At 38.8% G+C, this 17,268-nt stretch carries 7 protein-coding genes; 5 read left to right on the top strand and 2 right to left on the bottom strand.

Translation table 11 applies throughout. The annotated features are described in order from the left end of the window. Positions 1-57 precede the first annotated feature (57 nt). From fucP to IRZ99_RS07260, 5 genes are all read left to right on the top strand, one after another. Positions 58-1,347, top strand: a complete 1,290-nt coding sequence (gene fucP / locus IRZ99_RS07280; protein ID WP_194656635.1) for an L-fucose:H+ symporter permease — start codon at positions 58-60, stop codon at positions 1,345-1,347. Between the two features lie 52 nt (positions 1,348-1,399). Then, positions 1,400-3,019 carry a UxaA family hydrolase gene (locus IRZ99_RS07275; protein WP_228519042.1) on the top strand — a complete coding sequence of 540 codons (1,620 nt, stop codon included), beginning with the start codon at positions 1,400-1,402 and terminating at the stop codon, positions 3,017-3,019. Between the two features lie 24 nt (positions 3,020-3,043). Next, positions 3,044-3,808 (top strand): SDR family NAD(P)-dependent oxidoreductase, encoded by a 765-nt coding sequence (locus IRZ99_RS07270; protein WP_194656633.1) that lies wholly within the window; start codon positions 3,044-3,046, stop codon positions 3,806-3,808. A 194-nt stretch (positions 3,809-4,002) separates the two neighbouring features. Further along, entirely contained in the window at positions 4,003-4,857 is an 855-nt protein-coding gene (locus tag IRZ99_RS07265; RefSeq protein WP_194656632.1) for a fumarylacetoacetate hydrolase family protein, read from the top strand. A 249-nt stretch (positions 4,858-5,106) separates the two neighbouring features. Then, positions 5,107-6,738, top strand: coding sequence for a beta-N-acetylhexosaminidase (locus tag IRZ99_RS07260; RefSeq protein ID WP_194656631.1), 1,632 nt, complete (start codon positions 5,107-5,109; stop codon positions 6,736-6,738). 153 nt (positions 6,739-6,891) lie between these two features. On the opposite strand, the gene IRZ99_RS07255 is transcribed toward IRZ99_RS07260, so the two are convergent. Continuing rightward, on the bottom strand, positions 6,892-7,740 hold the full coding sequence (locus IRZ99_RS07255) for an outer membrane beta-barrel protein (RefSeq protein WP_194656630.1): 849 nt from the start codon (positions 7,738-7,740) through the stop codon (positions 6,892-6,894). A 51-nt stretch (positions 7,741-7,791) separates the two neighbouring features. Further along, positions 7,792-17,256: a T9SS type A sorting domain-containing protein gene (locus tag IRZ99_RS07250; protein ID WP_194656629.1), complete on the bottom strand. Its 9,465-nt coding sequence runs from the start codon at positions 17,254-17,256 to the stop codon at positions 7,792-7,794. Positions 17,257-17,268 lie beyond the last annotated feature (12 nt).

Raw genomic sequence — 17,268 nt, 5'->3', positions numbered from 1 at the left:
TACTGCAGGTATTATATTTTTATATTTCTAAAAATGTATAAATTTAATAAAAAACATATGGCATTAATAACTCAGGTAGATATTGAAAAGGATGTTAGTTCTAAAGAGAATAAAAAATGGCTTTTTCCTTTTATATTGGTAACCAGCTTGTTCTTTTTCTGGGGATTTGTACACAACTTAGATCCGATACTTATTCCGCATCTAAGAAAAGCATTTAATCTTACAGACTTAGAATCTTCTTTAATCGATTCTTCTGTTTTTATAGCCTATTTTGTTATGGCTTTGCCAGCAGGTTATATCATGAGAAAATACGGTTATAAATCGGGTATCATGATCGGATTGGTTCTGTTTGGTATTGGCTCTATTTTATTTGTACCAGCTGCTAATTCACTGCAATACATTTATTTCTTAGGGGCTTTGTTTGTTATCGCTTGTGGACTTACGTTTTTAGAAACAGCAGCGAATCCTTATGTAACCATCTTAGGGCCATCTGAAAGCGCTACTAAAAGATTGAATTTTTCACAATCGTTCAACGGATTGGCTGCTTTTATTGCACCAGCTTATATTGGACCAATGATTCTGTCGGGTAAAAACTTAACTAAGATTGAGTTAGATGCCATGTCGCCTGCTGCATTACACGCGCATATTTTAGAAGAAGCGGCAAGTGTAAAAATGCCTTATTTAATATTAGGACTGATCATTTTATCAGTAGCCGTAGTTTTCTATTTTACCAATATGCCCGATGTAAAGGACGAAGATAAAGAAGGAATTGAGGGAGCTAGTTTTGCCGGAGCCTTAAAATCAATGCGATTAAGATGGGGAATTTTAGCGCAGTTCTTTTATGTGGGAGCACAGGTTTGTGTGGGGAGTTTTTTCATCAAAATGGCTACCACTTCGGCTGGTTTAAATGAAGATATAGCTGCCAAATATTTAGGTTTTTATGGTCTGGCATTTATGCTAGGTCGTTTCGCCGGAACATTCTTCATGCAATATATTCAGCCAAGAAAATTATTGATTATTTATTCGATTATCACGATGTTATTGTCGGTAGTGGCGATAGTCGGAACGGGAATGTTAGTGGTGTATACTTTAATAGCGATTGCATTTTTCATGAGCATCATGTTCCCTACGATTTTTTCAATGGGAATTGACGGACTCGGACATAATACAAAAATAGGATCTTCATTGATCGTAATGTCAATAGTTGGAGGAGCTTTATTACCTCCGGTTTTAGGATATATTTCAGATGTTACAGGAAGTATTCAGAATGGTTATATAGTTCCGCTGATCTGTTTTTCAGTAATACTATTGTTCGCCTTTAATGGACATAAAACAAATAAAGCATAAATTCTATTTATATAATATGTTAGAAAACGGAGTTAAAAGATTAGTAGTAAAAATGCACCCACAAGATAATGTGTTGGTGGCTTTAACTGATCTGGGAAAAGGAGAAAGTGTTGCTTTTGAAAATGAAACGTACAATCTGCAGGACACTATTAAGGCAAAACATAAATTTTATACTACTGATTTGAAAGCAGGAGCTGAGATCATCATGTATGGTGTTTTGGTTGGTAAAGTGCAGAATGATGTTGCAAAAGGAAGTCTAATGACAACAGAAAATCTTAAACATGCTGCAGAACCGTATCAGTATCGTGATGTTGATTTTACATGGCAGGCACCAGATGTTTCCAAGTATAAAGACAGAACTTTTAATGGATATAAAAGAAATGACGGCCGTTTTGGAACTGCTAATTACTGGTTATTTGTTCCAACAGTATTTTGTGAAAACAGAAATCTCGATGTAATACGCGAAGCCTTGCATAATGAGTTAGGTTATTCAGTAAGTGATAAATACACGCAGTATACCCATCATTTACTTGAGGCTTATAAAAAAGGAGAAAGCCTGGATGCAATTGATGTACAACTAGCCCCGGATCATAATGAGCATAAGGTTTTCAAAAATGTAGATGGAATCAAATTCTTAAACCATCAGGGAGGTTGCGGTGGTACACGTCAGGACGCTTCTACATTGAGTGCTTTACTGGCTTCGTATGCCAATCATCCAAATGTGGCGGGAATAACAGTTTTGAGTTTGGGATGTCAACACTTGCAAGTACAGGATTTTACAAATGATGTAAAAAAACAAAATCCTGCTTTTGATAAACCTATCTTTATTTTTGAGCAACAACAGTCAAAAAGTGAAGAACAATTGATTGCGGATGCCATTAAAAAGACCTTTGAAGGATTAATTGAAATAAACAAACAGGAAAGAGTTCCGGCTCCATTAAGCGAATTATGTTTAGGGGTTAAATGCGGAGGAAGTGATGGTTTTAGCGGCGTTTCTGCTAATCCGGCTGTAGGTTATACTTCCGATTTATTAGTAGCTTTGGGTGGTAAAGTATTACTGGCTGAATTCCCTGAATTATGCGGAGTAGAACAGAATCTAATTGATCGCTGTATATCAGAACCGGTTGCTAAAAAATTCATCGATTTAATGCAGTCTTACGATGCATTGGCACATAAAGTGGGTTCGGGATTTCATATGAATCCATCCCCGGGAAATATCAAAGATGGCTTAATAACTGATGCTATAAAAAGTGCAGGAGCAGCTAAAAAAGGAGGGACAGCACCAGTAGTTGATGTTTTAGATTATACAGAACCGGCAACAAAAGCAGGTTTAAGTTTGGTTTGTACACCAGGAAATGATGTTGAAGCTACAACTGGTAAAGCGGCATCAGGAGCAACCTTAATATTGTTTACAACAGGATTAGGAACTCCAACAGGTAATCCGGTTTGTCCGGTTATTAAAGTGGCTACAAATTCTATTTTAGCCAAAAAAATGAGCGATATTATTGATATCGATTGTGGTCCGATTATTAGCGGAGAAAAGTCTATTGAAGAAATGGGAGAAGATATTTTGGAATATTGTATTAAAGCAGCAAGTGGGGAAATTATTCCAAAGGCAGTTTTATTAAACCAGGATGATTTTATTCCGTGGAAACGAGGAGTTTCACTATAATTATAAAATTTAAAATAAAAATACATGTTTTCATTACAAAATAAAAAAGCGGTTGTTACTGGAGGCGGTAGCGGAATTGGGAAAGCCATTTCGGTTTTATTTGCAAAACAAGGCGCTGAAGTTCATATTATTGAATTAACAGAAGAAAGCGCTAAAACGGCTGTTGAAGAAATACAGGCAATTGGCGGAAAAGTATTTTCGCATGCCTGTAATGTGGCCAATCAGGAAGAAGTTTTAGCAACATTCGAAAAAATTGGGAATATCAATATTTTGATCAATAACGCCGGAATCGCGCATGTTGGAAAAGTTGATACTACTCCGGCAGCTGATTTTGATCGTGTTATGGATGTGAATGTAAAAGGAGTTTACAACTGTTTATTTGCTGCGATTCCACAATTGAGACTTTCAAATGGTGGTGTTATTGTAAATATGGCCTCAATTGCTGCCTGGGTTGGAATTCCGGATCGATTTGCATATTCAGCTGCGAAAGGAGCTGTTATGGCCATGACTCTATCTGTAGCAAAAGATTATATAAAAGAAAATATTCGTTGTAATTCTATTTCACCTGCACGGGTTCACACGCCTTTTGTAGATGGTTTTATTTCGAAAAACTACGCTGGTAGAGAAGAAGAAATGTTCGAAAAATTATCTCAGTCACAACCAATAGGAAGAATGGGAAAACCAGACGAAATCGCAGCCTTAGCTTTATACCTATGCAGCGACGAAGCCGGATTTATCACAGGTAGTGATTACCCAATCGACGGAGGATTTATTAAGTTAAATAACTGAGAAAAGGGGCTAAGGTTCTGAGATGCTAAGATTCTAAGGTTTTTTTAGACTTAGAACCTCAGAACCTTACTTCCTTAGAACCTTAAAAAAAGAAAAATAAATAATTTAAAAGAGGTACTAAGGTACGAAGATGCTGAGAAAAAAACCTTAGCACCTCAGAACCTTAGCACCTCAGTACCTTAAAAAGAAAAAAAATGAAATTAATACGTTTTGGAGAAATAGGAAAAGAAAAACCAGGAGTTTTAATTGGTGAAAAGAGATATGATGTTTCGTCAATTGTAACAGATTTTAACGAAAGTTTTTTTGAAGAAAATGGTTTAGAGAAACTGCAGAAAGCATTAGATAGTAATCCGACTTTACCAGAAGTGGATGTAAATGTACGTTTAGGATCTCCGGTGGCGAGACCTTCAAAAATAATCTGTATTGGACTGAATTATGTAGATCATTGTAAAGAAACAGGAGCACCAATTCCAGCGGAACCTATCATCTTTTTTAAATCGACTACTTCTTTGTGCGGACCAAATGACAATTTAATCATTCCGAAGAATAGTGAAAAAACTGACTGGGAAGTAGAGTTAGCATTTATAGTGGGCAAAAAAGCAAGTTATGTAGAAGAAGCGGAAGCTTTGGATTATGTTGCAGGTTATGCTTTGTTAAACGATTACAGTGAAAGAGCATTCCAAATCGAGCGTGGCGGACAATGGGCAAAAGGAAAAGGAAGTGATACATTTGCACCTCTTGGACCCTTTTTGGCTACAAAAGAGGAAATAAAAGATGTTGATAATTTATCAATGTGGCTGACTGTAAACGGTAAAAAATTCCAAGACAGTAACACGTTAAATTTAGTTTTCAAGATTCCATTTTTACTACATTATTTAAGTCAGTTTATGACTTTACTTCCTGGCGATATCATCAGCACAGGAACACCTCCGGGAGTTGGTTTGGGAATTAAGCCAGAACCAATTTATCTTAAAGCAGGTGATGTTGTAGAATTAGGAATTGAAGGTTTGGGTTCTAGTAAACAAACTGCAATAGCCTATACAAAATAGATTAATATAACCCGTTGGGTGAAATTAATTGTGTCACATAGAAACATAGGTTTTTAAACTTTCAGAAAAGGCATTTCACTTGTTTAAAATACGCAAAGCTAATTTTGTACAAGAAATGGATTTCTTTTTATTTTTAGTCAAAAATCTATGTTTCAATTTATTAAGTAATTTATTGTAAATTGTATTTAAGGTGTTATCGTACACACGACGGTTTTTTAGTTTTAATAATAATTTAATTAAATAATAAACATGGTTAAGTCATTTTTCTTTTCGCTTCTTTTGTGCACGACATTGTCGTTTGCACAGGAAGTAAATATCATTCCGCAGCCTGTAAAGGTTGTGAGGAATACCGGAAATTTTGTGATTACTTCACAAACAAGTTTGGTTGTTACCAATAAAGAAGATAATGCTACAGCAGCTTTTCTGAATGGTTATTTATCTAATTATTATGGTTTCGTATTGCCTATTGCAAAAAAAGCAAATACAAATTACATCAAATTAACAAGTCAGAAGAATATTAAAGGGCTTAAAAGTGAAGGCTATACTTTTAAATCAGATAAAAATGGTGTTGAAATTACAGGAAATGCTGCCGTAGGAACTTTCTACGGAATGCAAACCCTTATTCAATTACTGCCTGTTGAAAAAAGTAAAAGTCTTGCCATTGCAGCAGTAGAAGTGAAAGACGAACCTCGTTTTGAATACAGAGGAGCAATGCTGGATGTTGGACGTCACTATTTTCCGGTTGCATTTGTAAAGAAATATATTGATTATCTGGCGTTGCACAAAATGAATTATTTTCATTGGCATCTTACAGAAGATCAGGGATGGAGAATCGAAATCAAAAAATACCCTAAGCTTACTGAAATAGGTTCTAAAAGAAATGGAAGTATTATTGGAAGTTATCCTGGTAAAGGAAGTGATAATACACCAGAAGGTGGTTTTTATACGCAGGAAGAAGTAAAAGATATTGTTAAATATGCTTCAGACCGATTTATTACGGTAATTCCGGAAATTGAAATGCCAGGACATGGTAGTGCTGCAATTGCAGCTTATCCCGAGTTAAGTTGTTTCCCTGATGAGAAAACGCAACTTCCTGATAATATGATTTCAGCTAAAAGTAAACAGGAAATGGCAAACGGAAGAAATAAAATTGTTCAGGAAACCTGGGGAGTTCATTCGGATGTTTATGTTCCAAGTGAATATACCTTTAAGTTTTTGCAGGATGTTATTGATGAAGTAATAGTTTTATTTCCTTCTAAATACATTCATGTTGGGGGTGATGAAGCTCCTAAAGATGCCTGGAAAAGAAGCGAATTTTGTCAGCAATTAATAAAAGAAAAAGGGTTAAAGGATGAGCACGGTCTCCAGAGTTACTTTATTCAGCGTATGGAAAAATACATCAATGGAAAGGGAAGAACTTTAATTGGCTGGGATGAAATATTAGAAGGTGGTCTTGCTCCCAACGCGATAGTAATGAGCTGGAGAGGAGAGGAAGGCGGAATTGCAGCTGCAAAAGAAAATCATAAGGTTATTATGACACCTGGAAGCCACGTTTATTTAGATCATTCGCAAACCAAAAATGAAAAAGAAGTCACTATTGGCGGCTATTTACCAATAGAAACAGTATATGCTTATGAGCCAATTCCGAAAGAATTAAACGAACAACAGGCAAAATATGTTTTAGGGGCTCAGGGAAATGTTTGGACAGAATATATGGCCAATCCGGCTAAAGTAGAGTATATGATATTTCCTCGTTTGAGTGCCTTGAGTGAAGTTTTGTGGTCTCCAAAAGAAAATAAAAACTGGACTGAATTTCAAACCAAAATTGAAACCATGAAAAAACGATATACTATTTGGGGAGCTAATTATTTTAAAGAGTAAAGAGTAAAGAGTAAAGAGTAAAGAGTAAAGAGTAAAGAGTAAAGAGTCATCAGTAAGTAGAAAAAATGGTATAAAAAACGAGGAACTTATGTTCCTCGTTTTTTTTGATTGAAATCTAAAAGAATTTAAGTTGATGCAATGTTTATCTTTTAATTAATGCAAAGCATATCTTAATTTGATACCATAAGAAATCAATATCACGTCGGAGGAAAGTGATGAATCAAGTATAGAATTATAACCTAACTGTACCGGTAGTTCCGGATTATATTGAATCAAATTTTTTCCTACCTTTTTATCATAGATATTATTTAATCCATAATCTAAATAAGCACCAATGTAAAGGGAACTTTTTGATCCGATCTTTTGTTTTAGACCCGTTTCAAAAGTAGCCGAATAGGATACATCAGTATCAAGATCCTGTTTATTTGTTTTGATATTATCTGTATTTGCAAAACCAGCAAATGAGGGAGCGAATAATTCAACATTATACTGCGGATAGTAGCCGCTTGTAGTTAGATTTTCAATTTTTGTTTCGTATTTTCCGTTTGCTGCAAATCCAATTTTAAATCCACCGGCAAGATATAATTGTGATGTTCCCGGAGTTTCATATTGAATACCAATTGGAATATTAATATATCCTAAGTTTTGTTCTTCTCTTAAATTGGTAGCTTTATATCGAAACTGAAAAGCTTCATTCTCAGCATCTGTAGTCATATATTGGCCTGAGAGAAAAGACGATTTTGAATCGGATCGATAGGTTTGATATTCTACACCTATACCAATGCTGATAGTTTCATTTAGATAGTAAGAATAACGAAGTCCTGCACTAAATCCATTACCGTCAACTAATTCACCGGCTGCGGAATAATCTAAATATGAAAATGGACCACCTAAGGATATGGATATTTCTTGTTTTTTATCCTGACCATAACTATTCAGGTATATAACTAAAAGCGCTACCGTTGCCAATGATTTTATAGACTTGCTTATATTTTTTTTCATCTTAAAGTTAAATTATGCCAGTACTATTTTCATTTAGTACTGGCAGATTATTTATTTTACAATTACTTTGAATGATTTTGTTATGTTACCAGTTTCAAGAACAACAAGATACATATTGCTTCCTGCTGTTTCAGGTAATTGTATTTCAGTTATCACACTAGATGACTTAACAGTTTTGACCAGTTTGCCAGATACCGAGTAAAATGTTATTTGCATATTTTGTAACTCTTCCTGAGGAAAATCAGCTTCAACAGTAATAACTTTTCCAACTTCAATTGGATTAGGATAAAGTTTGGCTTGTAAAGAATTTTGCAATACAATATTAGCGTCGCATGTTTGCAGCACTTTTCCATCTAGAGTAGCCATTTTTACACTATATATAGCCAAAGGATCTAATGTAGAGTTTGGGTCATTTCCAGCTGAATAATAAGGACCGGTTCCTACCAGTTGACCATTTTTAAACCATTGAAAAGAAACAAATACATAGCCACCATTTGTTAGCGGATTATTGTTCACAAGAAGTATGTTGTTAAACTTCTGTTTTACAATGTCGTAAAAAGCAAATGGTTTTTCTACTTTGATGTTGTAGGTGGCCGTTGCAGTTCCGTCTTGCGAGGTAATCGTTACATTTTTTGTGTAAATCCCTGGTTTAGGAGTTGCAATAGAGAAATTAGCTCCCGGTGTAATAGTAGCGTTTGTTTGATTTACAATTGCAATATTAGGATTATTCTCTCCACATGACATTAGATAAGTAATATCTTTTGAAGGATTATTGTAGACTTTACTTCCAATGGTAATACTTTGAACCGTTATATCATTGTTTTTGATTACCAAAAGTTGCGAAACATCTGCTGCAGGAAGGTAATTTTCATTTCCATCCTGATGAGCCGTAATTAGCAATTCTCCCGATCTTAACATATTTACTACACCACTTGCAGAAACATTTGCTGGTGGTAAGGTAGAAGTGTAAGTAAATGAAAAACGTATTGGTAAACCTGAATTAGAAAGAGCCTGTAAATTAAAGTCGTTATTAGCTCCAAGAATTCTTGGCAGTAAAGCTCCGAATGTAATTTGTTGCGCTGCTTTTTTAATTGTAAGATTGGCAGTTAAAATTACTGGTGAGCAATTTGGTGCAGCAGCTGATGGAGATATTGTTGCTGTAACCGCATAGACACCGGCGTTTGTCGCCCCATTATTTGTCCCTGTTGTTGGAAAGGTAGAATAAACTACGCTTGCTCCCGCAGGAAGATTGGCCACCTGTATTGTATGGGTATTGGCATCAAAGGTATACTCTGCATTACTGAAAGTTACCAGATTGATAGGAGAGCTTATAACTTTAACTGTTTGATTTTGTGTCGAAATATTTCCACTACCATCATCAAAACGCCATGTAATAACATAGCTTCCGTCAGTTGTATAATTCAGAGGACTGGATGTTGTTCCATTAATAGTTCCGGCACAATTGTCTGTTGCTGTTGGAATTGGGATTTGAGATGATAAAACAGAGCAATAACCAGTGATTTCCGGAAGATTTGCGACAGTAGGAACTGGCGAAGTTACATCTGGAACTGTAAGTATTGTTACAGATTGTGTAGCAGAACAATTATTAGCGTCAGTAATTGTTAGTGTATAAGTACCAGCAGCTACGCCACTAATATCTTTTGTTGTACTACTATTAGACCACAAATAGGTATAAGGAGTAACACCACCAGTAATATTAATAATGGCCGCTCCATTACTTAATCCACTACAAGAAACATTAGTTTGCGATGCAATATTCGAAGCTAATACACTTGGTTCCGTAATTGTAAAACTTTGCGTTGCAGTACAGCTGTTTGCATCTGTTACGGTTACTGTATAAGTTCCCGGGCTAAGTCCTGTTGCTGTTGGAGCCGTTCCACCTGATGGAGCCCAGGCATAAGTATAAGTTCCGGTTCCACCAGTTACGTTTACAGCTGCAGACCCATTGTTAAGTCCGTTGCAGGTAACATCAGTTTGACCTCCCACTGAAGCGACTAATTGAGATGGTTCCGTTAGAGTAACGGTTTGAGTTGTCGTACAACTATTGGCATCTGTAACATTTACTGTATAAGTTCCGGCAGTAAGTCCTGTTGCTGTTGCAGCAGTTCCTCCAGAAGGTGCCCATAAGTAGGTATAGGTGCCACTTCCTCCAGTTGCATTTACTGTTGCAGCTCCTGTGGTTCCTCCGTGACAGCTCACATTTGTTGGCATTATTGTAGCAGTAAGTACATTAGGTTCTGTGATTGTAACGCTTTGGGTTGCAGTACAATTATTGGTATCAGTAATGGTTACGGTATAAGTTCCTCCGCTAAGTGCTGTTGCTGTTGCAGCATTTCCACCTGATGGAGCCCATAAATATGTATATGTTCCAGTTCCTCCAGTTGGAGTTACTGTTGCAGATCCATCGGCTTGACCATTACAAGTAACATTTGTTTGCGCAGTAATAGAAGCAGTTAATAGAGCTGGTTCTGTAATTGTAAAACTTTGCGTTGCAGTACAGCTGTTTGTATCTGTTACGGTTACTGTATAAGTTCCGGGACTTAGTCCTGTTGCTGTTGGAGCCGTTCCACCTGATGGAGTCCAGGCATAAGTATAAGTGCCAGTTCCGCCAGTTACGTTTACAGTTGCAGACCCATTGTTAAGTCCGTTGCAGGTAACATCCGTTTGACCTCCCACAGAAGCGACTAATTGAGATGGTTCCGTTATAGTAACGGTTTGAGTTGTTGTACAACTATTGGCATCTGTAACAGTTACTGTATAAGTACCCGCAGTAAGTCCTGTTGCTGTTGCAGCAGTTCCTCCAGAAGGTGCCCATAAGTAGGTATAGGTGCCACTTCCTCCAGTTGCATTTACTGTTGCAGCTCCTGTGGTTCCTCCGTGACAGCTCACATTTGTTGGCATTATTGTAGCAGTAAGTACATTAGGTTCTGTGATTGTAACGCTTTGGGTTGCAGTACAATTATTGGTATCAGTAATGGTTACGGTATAAGTTCCTCCGCTAAGTGCTGTTGCTGTTGCAGCATTTCCACCTGATGGAGCCCATAAATATGTATATGTTCCAGTTCCTCCAGTTGGAGTTACTGTTGCAGATCCATCGGCTTGACCATTACAAGTAACATTTGTTTGCGCAGTAATAGAAGCAGTTAATAGAGCTGGTTCTGTAATTGTAAAACTTTGCGTTGCAGTACAGCTGTTTGTATCTGTTACGGTTACTGTATAAGTTCCGGGACTTAGTCCTGTTGCTGTTGGAGCCGTTCCACCTGATGGAGTCCAGGCATAAGTATAAGTGCCAGTTCCGCCAGTTACGTTTACAGTTGCAGACCCATTGTTAAGTCCGTTGCAGGTAACATCCGTTTGACCTCCCACAGAAGCGACTAATTGAGATGGTTCCGTTATAGTAACGGTTTGAGTTGTTGTACAACTATTGGCATCTGTAACAGTTACTGTATAAGTACCCGCAGTAAGTCCTGTTGCTGTTGCAGCAGTTCCTCCAGAAGGTGCCCATAAGTAGGTATAGGTGCCACTTCCTCCAGTTGCATTTACTGTTGCAGCTCCTGTGGTTCCTCCGTGACAGCTCACATTTGTAGGCATTATTGTAGCAGTAAGTACATTAGGTTCTGTGATTGTAACGCTTTGGGTTGTAGTACAATTATTGGTATCAGTAATGGTTACGGTATAAGTTCCTCCGCTAAGTGCTGTTGCTGTTGCAGCATTTCCACCTGATGGAGCCCATGAATATGTAAATGTACCAGTTCCTCCAGTTGCGGTTACTGTTGCAGCTCCATTGGCTTGACCATTACAAGTAACATTTGTTTGCGCAGTAATAGAAGCAGTTAATAGAGTTGGTTCTGTAATTGTAAAACTTTGCGTTGCCGTACAACTGTTTGCATCTGTTACGGTTACTGTATAAGTTCCGGGACTTAGTCCTGTCGCTGTATCGGTAATTCCACCTGATGGAGTCCAGGCATAAGTATAAGTGCCAGTTCCACCAGTTACGTTTACAGTTGCAGATCCATTGTTAAGTCCGTTGCAGGTAACATCCGTTTGACCTCCCACTGAAGCGACTAATTGAGATGGTTCCGTTAGAGTAACGGTTTGAGTTGTCGTACAACTATTGGCATCTGTAACATTTACAGTATAAGTTCCTGCCGTAAGTCCTGTTGCGGTTGCAGCAGTTCCTCCAGAAGGTGCCCATAAGTACGTATAGGTACCGGTCCCTCCAGTTGCAGTTACGGTTGCAGCTCCTGTAGTACCTCCGTTACAGCTCACGTTTATTGGGGCTATTGTAGCAGTAAGAGCATCAGGTTCTGTGATTGTTACGCTTTGAGTTGTAGTACAGCTATTGGCATCAGTAACGGTTACAGTATAAGTTCCTGCACTAAGTCCTGTTGCTGTAGCGGCAGTTCCACCTGATGGAGCCCAGGCGTAAGTATAAGTTCCAGTTCCTCCAGTTGCGGTTACTGTTGTAGCTCCTGTCGTTCCTCCATTGCAAGTAATGTCCGTTTGACCTGTGATAGAAGCACTTAAAAGAGTTGGTTCTGTAATTGTAAAACTTTGCGTTGCCGTACAACTGTTTGCATCTGTTACGGTTACTGTATAAGTTCCCGGGCTAAGTCCTGTTGCTGTTGGAGCCGTTCCACCTGATGGAGCCCAGGCATAAGTATAAGTGCCAGTTCCACCTGTTACATTTACAGTCGCAGATCCATTGTTAAGTCCGTTGCAGGTAACATCCGTTTGACTTCCCACAGAAGCTACTAATTGAGCCGGTTCTGTTAGAGTAACACTTTGAGTTGTAGTACAGCTATTAGCATCTGTAACTGTTACGGTATAAGTTCCTGCCGTAAGTCCTGTTGCTGTTGCAGCAGTTCCTCCAGATGGTGCCCATGAGTACGTATAGGTACCGGTCCCTCCAGTTGCAGTTACGGTTGCAGCTCCTGTAGTTCCTGCGTTGCAGCTCACGTTTGTTGGAGCTATTGTAGCAGTAATAGCATTAGGTTCTATAATTGTAAACGATTGTGTAGCCTGACATAAGTTAGCATCTGTAATAGTTACTGTATAAGTTCCTGCAGTAAGTCCTGTTGCAGTTGCAGCAGTTCCTCCTGATGGAGACCATGCATAAGTATAAGCACCGGTTCCTCCAGTTACGCTTACAGAAGCTTGTCCTGTGGTCGCACCATTACATAACAAATCGATTTGAGATGGAGTAACAACTAAAGCCACTGGTTCTGTAATTGTAAAGTTTTTTACTATTGAACAACCGTTAGCAGAAGTTATTGTTACACTATAATTACCCGCAGTAAGATTACTTGCTGTATCGGCAGTTCCACCTGATGGAGCCCATACATAAGAAAAAGGTCCTGGAGCTCCTGATGGGACAACTGAAGCCATACCTGTATTAGCCCCATTACATAAGACATCAGTTTGTGATGTAGCGGCAACTAAGGTATTTGTGGTGGTGATAACGAAGTTTTTAGTAAGAGTACATCCATTTGCGTCTGTAATTAAACAAAAGTGGCTTCCAGCACTTAATCCGGTTGCTGTCGCTGTTGTTTGACCAGATGGTGACCATAAATAAGTGTAAGAACCTGCTCCGCCGCTTGGAGTTACAGTTGCTTGCCCACCGACTATACAAGTAGAATTTATTTGGCTTGTTGTAGCAGTTAAGATTGTAGGCGCACCAATAGTAACTGATTCAGTTTTGAAACAACCGTTACCATCAGTAATAGTGCAAGAATAGTTTCCTGTAGCAAGTCCTGTTGCTGTAGCAGCAGTTCCGCCAGTAGGTGACCATACATAGGAGTATGTACCAGTTCCTCCAGTTGCAATGACTGTTGCAGTTCCTGTTGATCCGCCATTACATAAGACGTCAGTATGAGAAATCGTAGTAGTTAAAACAGTTGGTTCATCTATAGTAACAGGTACTACTAATGTACAAGTATTCGCATCTTGAATAGTCACAGTATAATTTCCTGCTGTAAGTCCTGATGCAGTACTAGCATTCCCGCCGGTAGGTGCCCATAAATAGGAGTATCCGGCAGTTCCACCAGAAGCAGTTACGGTTGCAGATCCGTTAGAACCTCCGTTACATGAAACGTCTACTTTTGATATTGTTCCGGATATTTCAGTAGGAGTACCTACATTAATCGTTTTTGCTAATGTACAACCTTTTGAATCTGTAATAGTTACTGTATAATCTCCAGCAGAAAGTCCTGAAGCACTAGCTCCGGTTCCTCCTGAAGGTGACCATGAATACGTATAACTTGGAGTTCCCCCAAATACTGTTACACCAGCCGTTCCATTTGTTCCATTAAAACAGCTAACCGCAGTTGATGCAGTTGATGCCGAAAGGGCTGCTCCTGGTCCGGAGATATTGAAATTTTCTGTAGCCGTACAGCCATTATCGTCTGTAACAGTTACAATATAACTTCCGGCAGTCAATGCTGAAGCTGTAGCTCCTGTACCACCAGACGGTGACCAAGAGTAAGAGTAAGAACCAGTTCCTCCTGCAGCAATTACAGTAGCTGATCCGGTTGCTTCTCCAAAACAGTTTACATTAGTAACAGTTCCTTGCGCAGTACTTAATGCATTAAAGGGTTCTGTAATAGTAATTGTTTCTGTACCCTGACAGCTATTAGCATCTGTAACAGTAACCGTATAGGTTCCTGCAGTTAACCCTGAAGCCGTAGCGGCTGTTCCTCCAGTTGGTGACCATGAATAGTTATAAGCACCTGTTCCTCCTGTGGCAGTTACACTAGCACTGCCAACTGCATCTCCATGGCATAATATATTATTTTGCGTAGATGTGACTACTATTGCAGCTGGTTCTACAAGAGTAAATGATTGTGTTGCAGTACAGCCTTTTGCATCTGTAACTGTAACAATATATGTACCGTCTTCAAGACCTGAAGCAGTAGCTGCAGTTCCTCCAGATGGTGACCATGAATAAGTATAAGGTAAAGTTCCTCCCGAAACTGCAACAGTTGCAGATCCGTTTGTTCCAGTATTGCAACTCGGATTAGTAAATGTATCTTGAGAAGCTACTAATAGAGGTGGTTCAGTAATAGTAAAAGCTTGTGTTACCGAGCAAGATAAAGAATTAGTAATAGTTACAGAATAATTTCCTGCCAATAAATTTGATGCTGTGGCTGAAGTTGCACCATTACTCCAAAGATAAGTATAGGTTCCCGACCCTCCTCCTCCGGTAGGAGTAACTGTTGCAGAACCATTATTACCTCCATTACAACTTACATTTACTTGTGTTGGAGTAGGATTTATAGCTGTTCTTGTTCCTACAAAGATATTACTTATAGTTCGGCTACATGCATTAGCATCAGTAACTGTAACACTATAAGTTCCAGTGACAAGTCCAGAAGCTGTTGCGGTAGTAGCTCCGTTTGACCATAAGTAGGTATAATTTGGAGTACCTCCAAATGCAGCAACAGTAGCAGTACCATTAGCACCTCCAAAACAAGTAACTGAGGTAGTAGTTATACTTCCATTAAGAGTTCCTGTTGGTCCACCTACAACAATTCCAGTAACAGTAGTTGGGCAGCCATTATTATCTGTGATAGTAACGCTATAAGTTCCAGATCCAAGATTAGAGGCCGTTGCTCCGGTACCTCCAGATGGAGACCATGAGTAAGTATATCCTGGAACACCTCCTGATGCAGTAACTGTAGCACTACCATTATTTGCTCCAAAACAAGTAACCGGTGTAGTAACATAAGTTCCGCTAACAGCGGCTGTAGGTCCTCCTACAACGATTCCGGGTATAGTTACAGAACATAAATTTGCATCTTTGACTGTGACACTATAAGTTCCGGCTGCAAGTCCTGTTGTAGTAGCAGTTGTAGCTCCGTTAGACCATAGATAGGTTCTCACTCCTGTTCCTCCAAATGCAGAAACAGATGCAGTACCATTACCACCTAGAAAACAAGAAACCGGTGTTGTAGAAGTTGTTGCTGTCAGAGCGGCTGTAGGCCCTCCAACACTAATACCGGGAATAGTTTTTGAACAAGCATTACCATCTGTAACAGTAACACTATAAGTTCCGGGTGCAAGCCCCGAAGCAGTAGCAGTCGTAGCTCCGTTAGACCATAGGTAAGTATATGATCCAACACCTCCCGATGGAGTAATAGTTGCAGTACCATTATTTAATCCAAAACAAGTTTCTGCAGTTGTTGAAGGTGTTCCAACAATTACTGCTGGTTCTGATATTGTAAAATTTCTGGTAATTTGTGATGCTTCAGTATCAGTAATAGTTACTGTATAGGTTCCGGCAGTAAGAGAACTTGCAGATGAACCAGTACCTCCGGATGGGAACCATGAATAGGTATAAGTTGGTGTTCCACCAGTTACATTAACAGTGGCTGAACCAGTATTACCGCCATTACAAAGTATGTCAACTTGTGGAGTCGATGAGGTACTTAAACCTGCACCAGTAGTCAATGTTAGTTCTGTACCGTAACTGGTACCGGCACTGTTAGTACTGTAAGCTCTGTAATGAATAAGCGTTGCCGAAGGAAGTCCTGTAATAGTAGCACTAAATGTACCTATTCCAGTTCCATTTTGAACTTTATTATTAGAAATGGTTGGAGCTGCTGTTGTAGCCCAGACGATTCCTCTTTGCACTGTTGCGTCACCGCCAGTTGCACTTAGGTTACCGCCCATTACGGCTGAAACAGCTTTAACACTTGTTGCTGTAGCAGTTGTAACTGTTGCAACTACCACAGTGGATACTGCAGGTGCAGGATAACCTACAGGAGTTATTCCTAAATCAGCAGCTCCGGTACTATGTGACCAATATGAAGCTGAGGGGTTATTAATTTTAGCCAATAATTCAGCAACACTACCTGTTAAGGTACCTATGTATTTACTGTTAGCTTGTTCCATCACCCCGGGAAATAATGAAATACAATTTACACCATTGGTTAAACCTGGTGGTAAAGAACTTTCAGATCCTCCACCTGAAGCTGCGCTGTCTACTGTATTCCATGTTGTTATCGGATCATACTTTGAAGAGTTGTAATCTCCATGTATACCTGCAATAAAGGTAGGAGTAGTTGCAGGTTCTGGCCCTGTCAGAGATTGATAAGCTAATATTTGATCCCCGCCTAAAAGATTAAAACCTGAGCCAGTTGCAATTGTAATTGAAGCTGTTGTTGTTCCTGTTACTGTGAAAGTATCAGCTGTGGCTGCTTCAACAATGGAAATTATAGTACCAGCGGGTGTGAAGGCAGGTACAGTCCACAATAAGTGTGTTTCGGGAGTAAGCGGAACCCAGGTTCCATCACCCCATCCGTTTTCAGTAAAATACACCATTGTTCCCATACTCATATCTTTAAGAGTAATAAAAGAGAAACCATCAGTTGTGGTTCCGGTTTGATAACCAATAAAGGCTATATCACCAGGTGCTAAAGTAGTCTGGGCTTTAAGATTTTGTTGTACAAAGAAGGTACACAAAAAGATGATAAATGTGAGTAATTTTCTTTTCATAACATTTAGTTT

Origin of the sequence: Flavobacterium sp. LC2016-12, from assembly GCF_015351595.1 — a bacterium.
Taxonomy (GTDB): domain Bacteria; phylum Bacteroidota; class Bacteroidia; order Flavobacteriales; family Flavobacteriaceae; genus Flavobacterium.
Note: the sequence above shows the minus strand (reverse complement) of the source record. Positions and strands in the feature narration are given on the sequence as shown.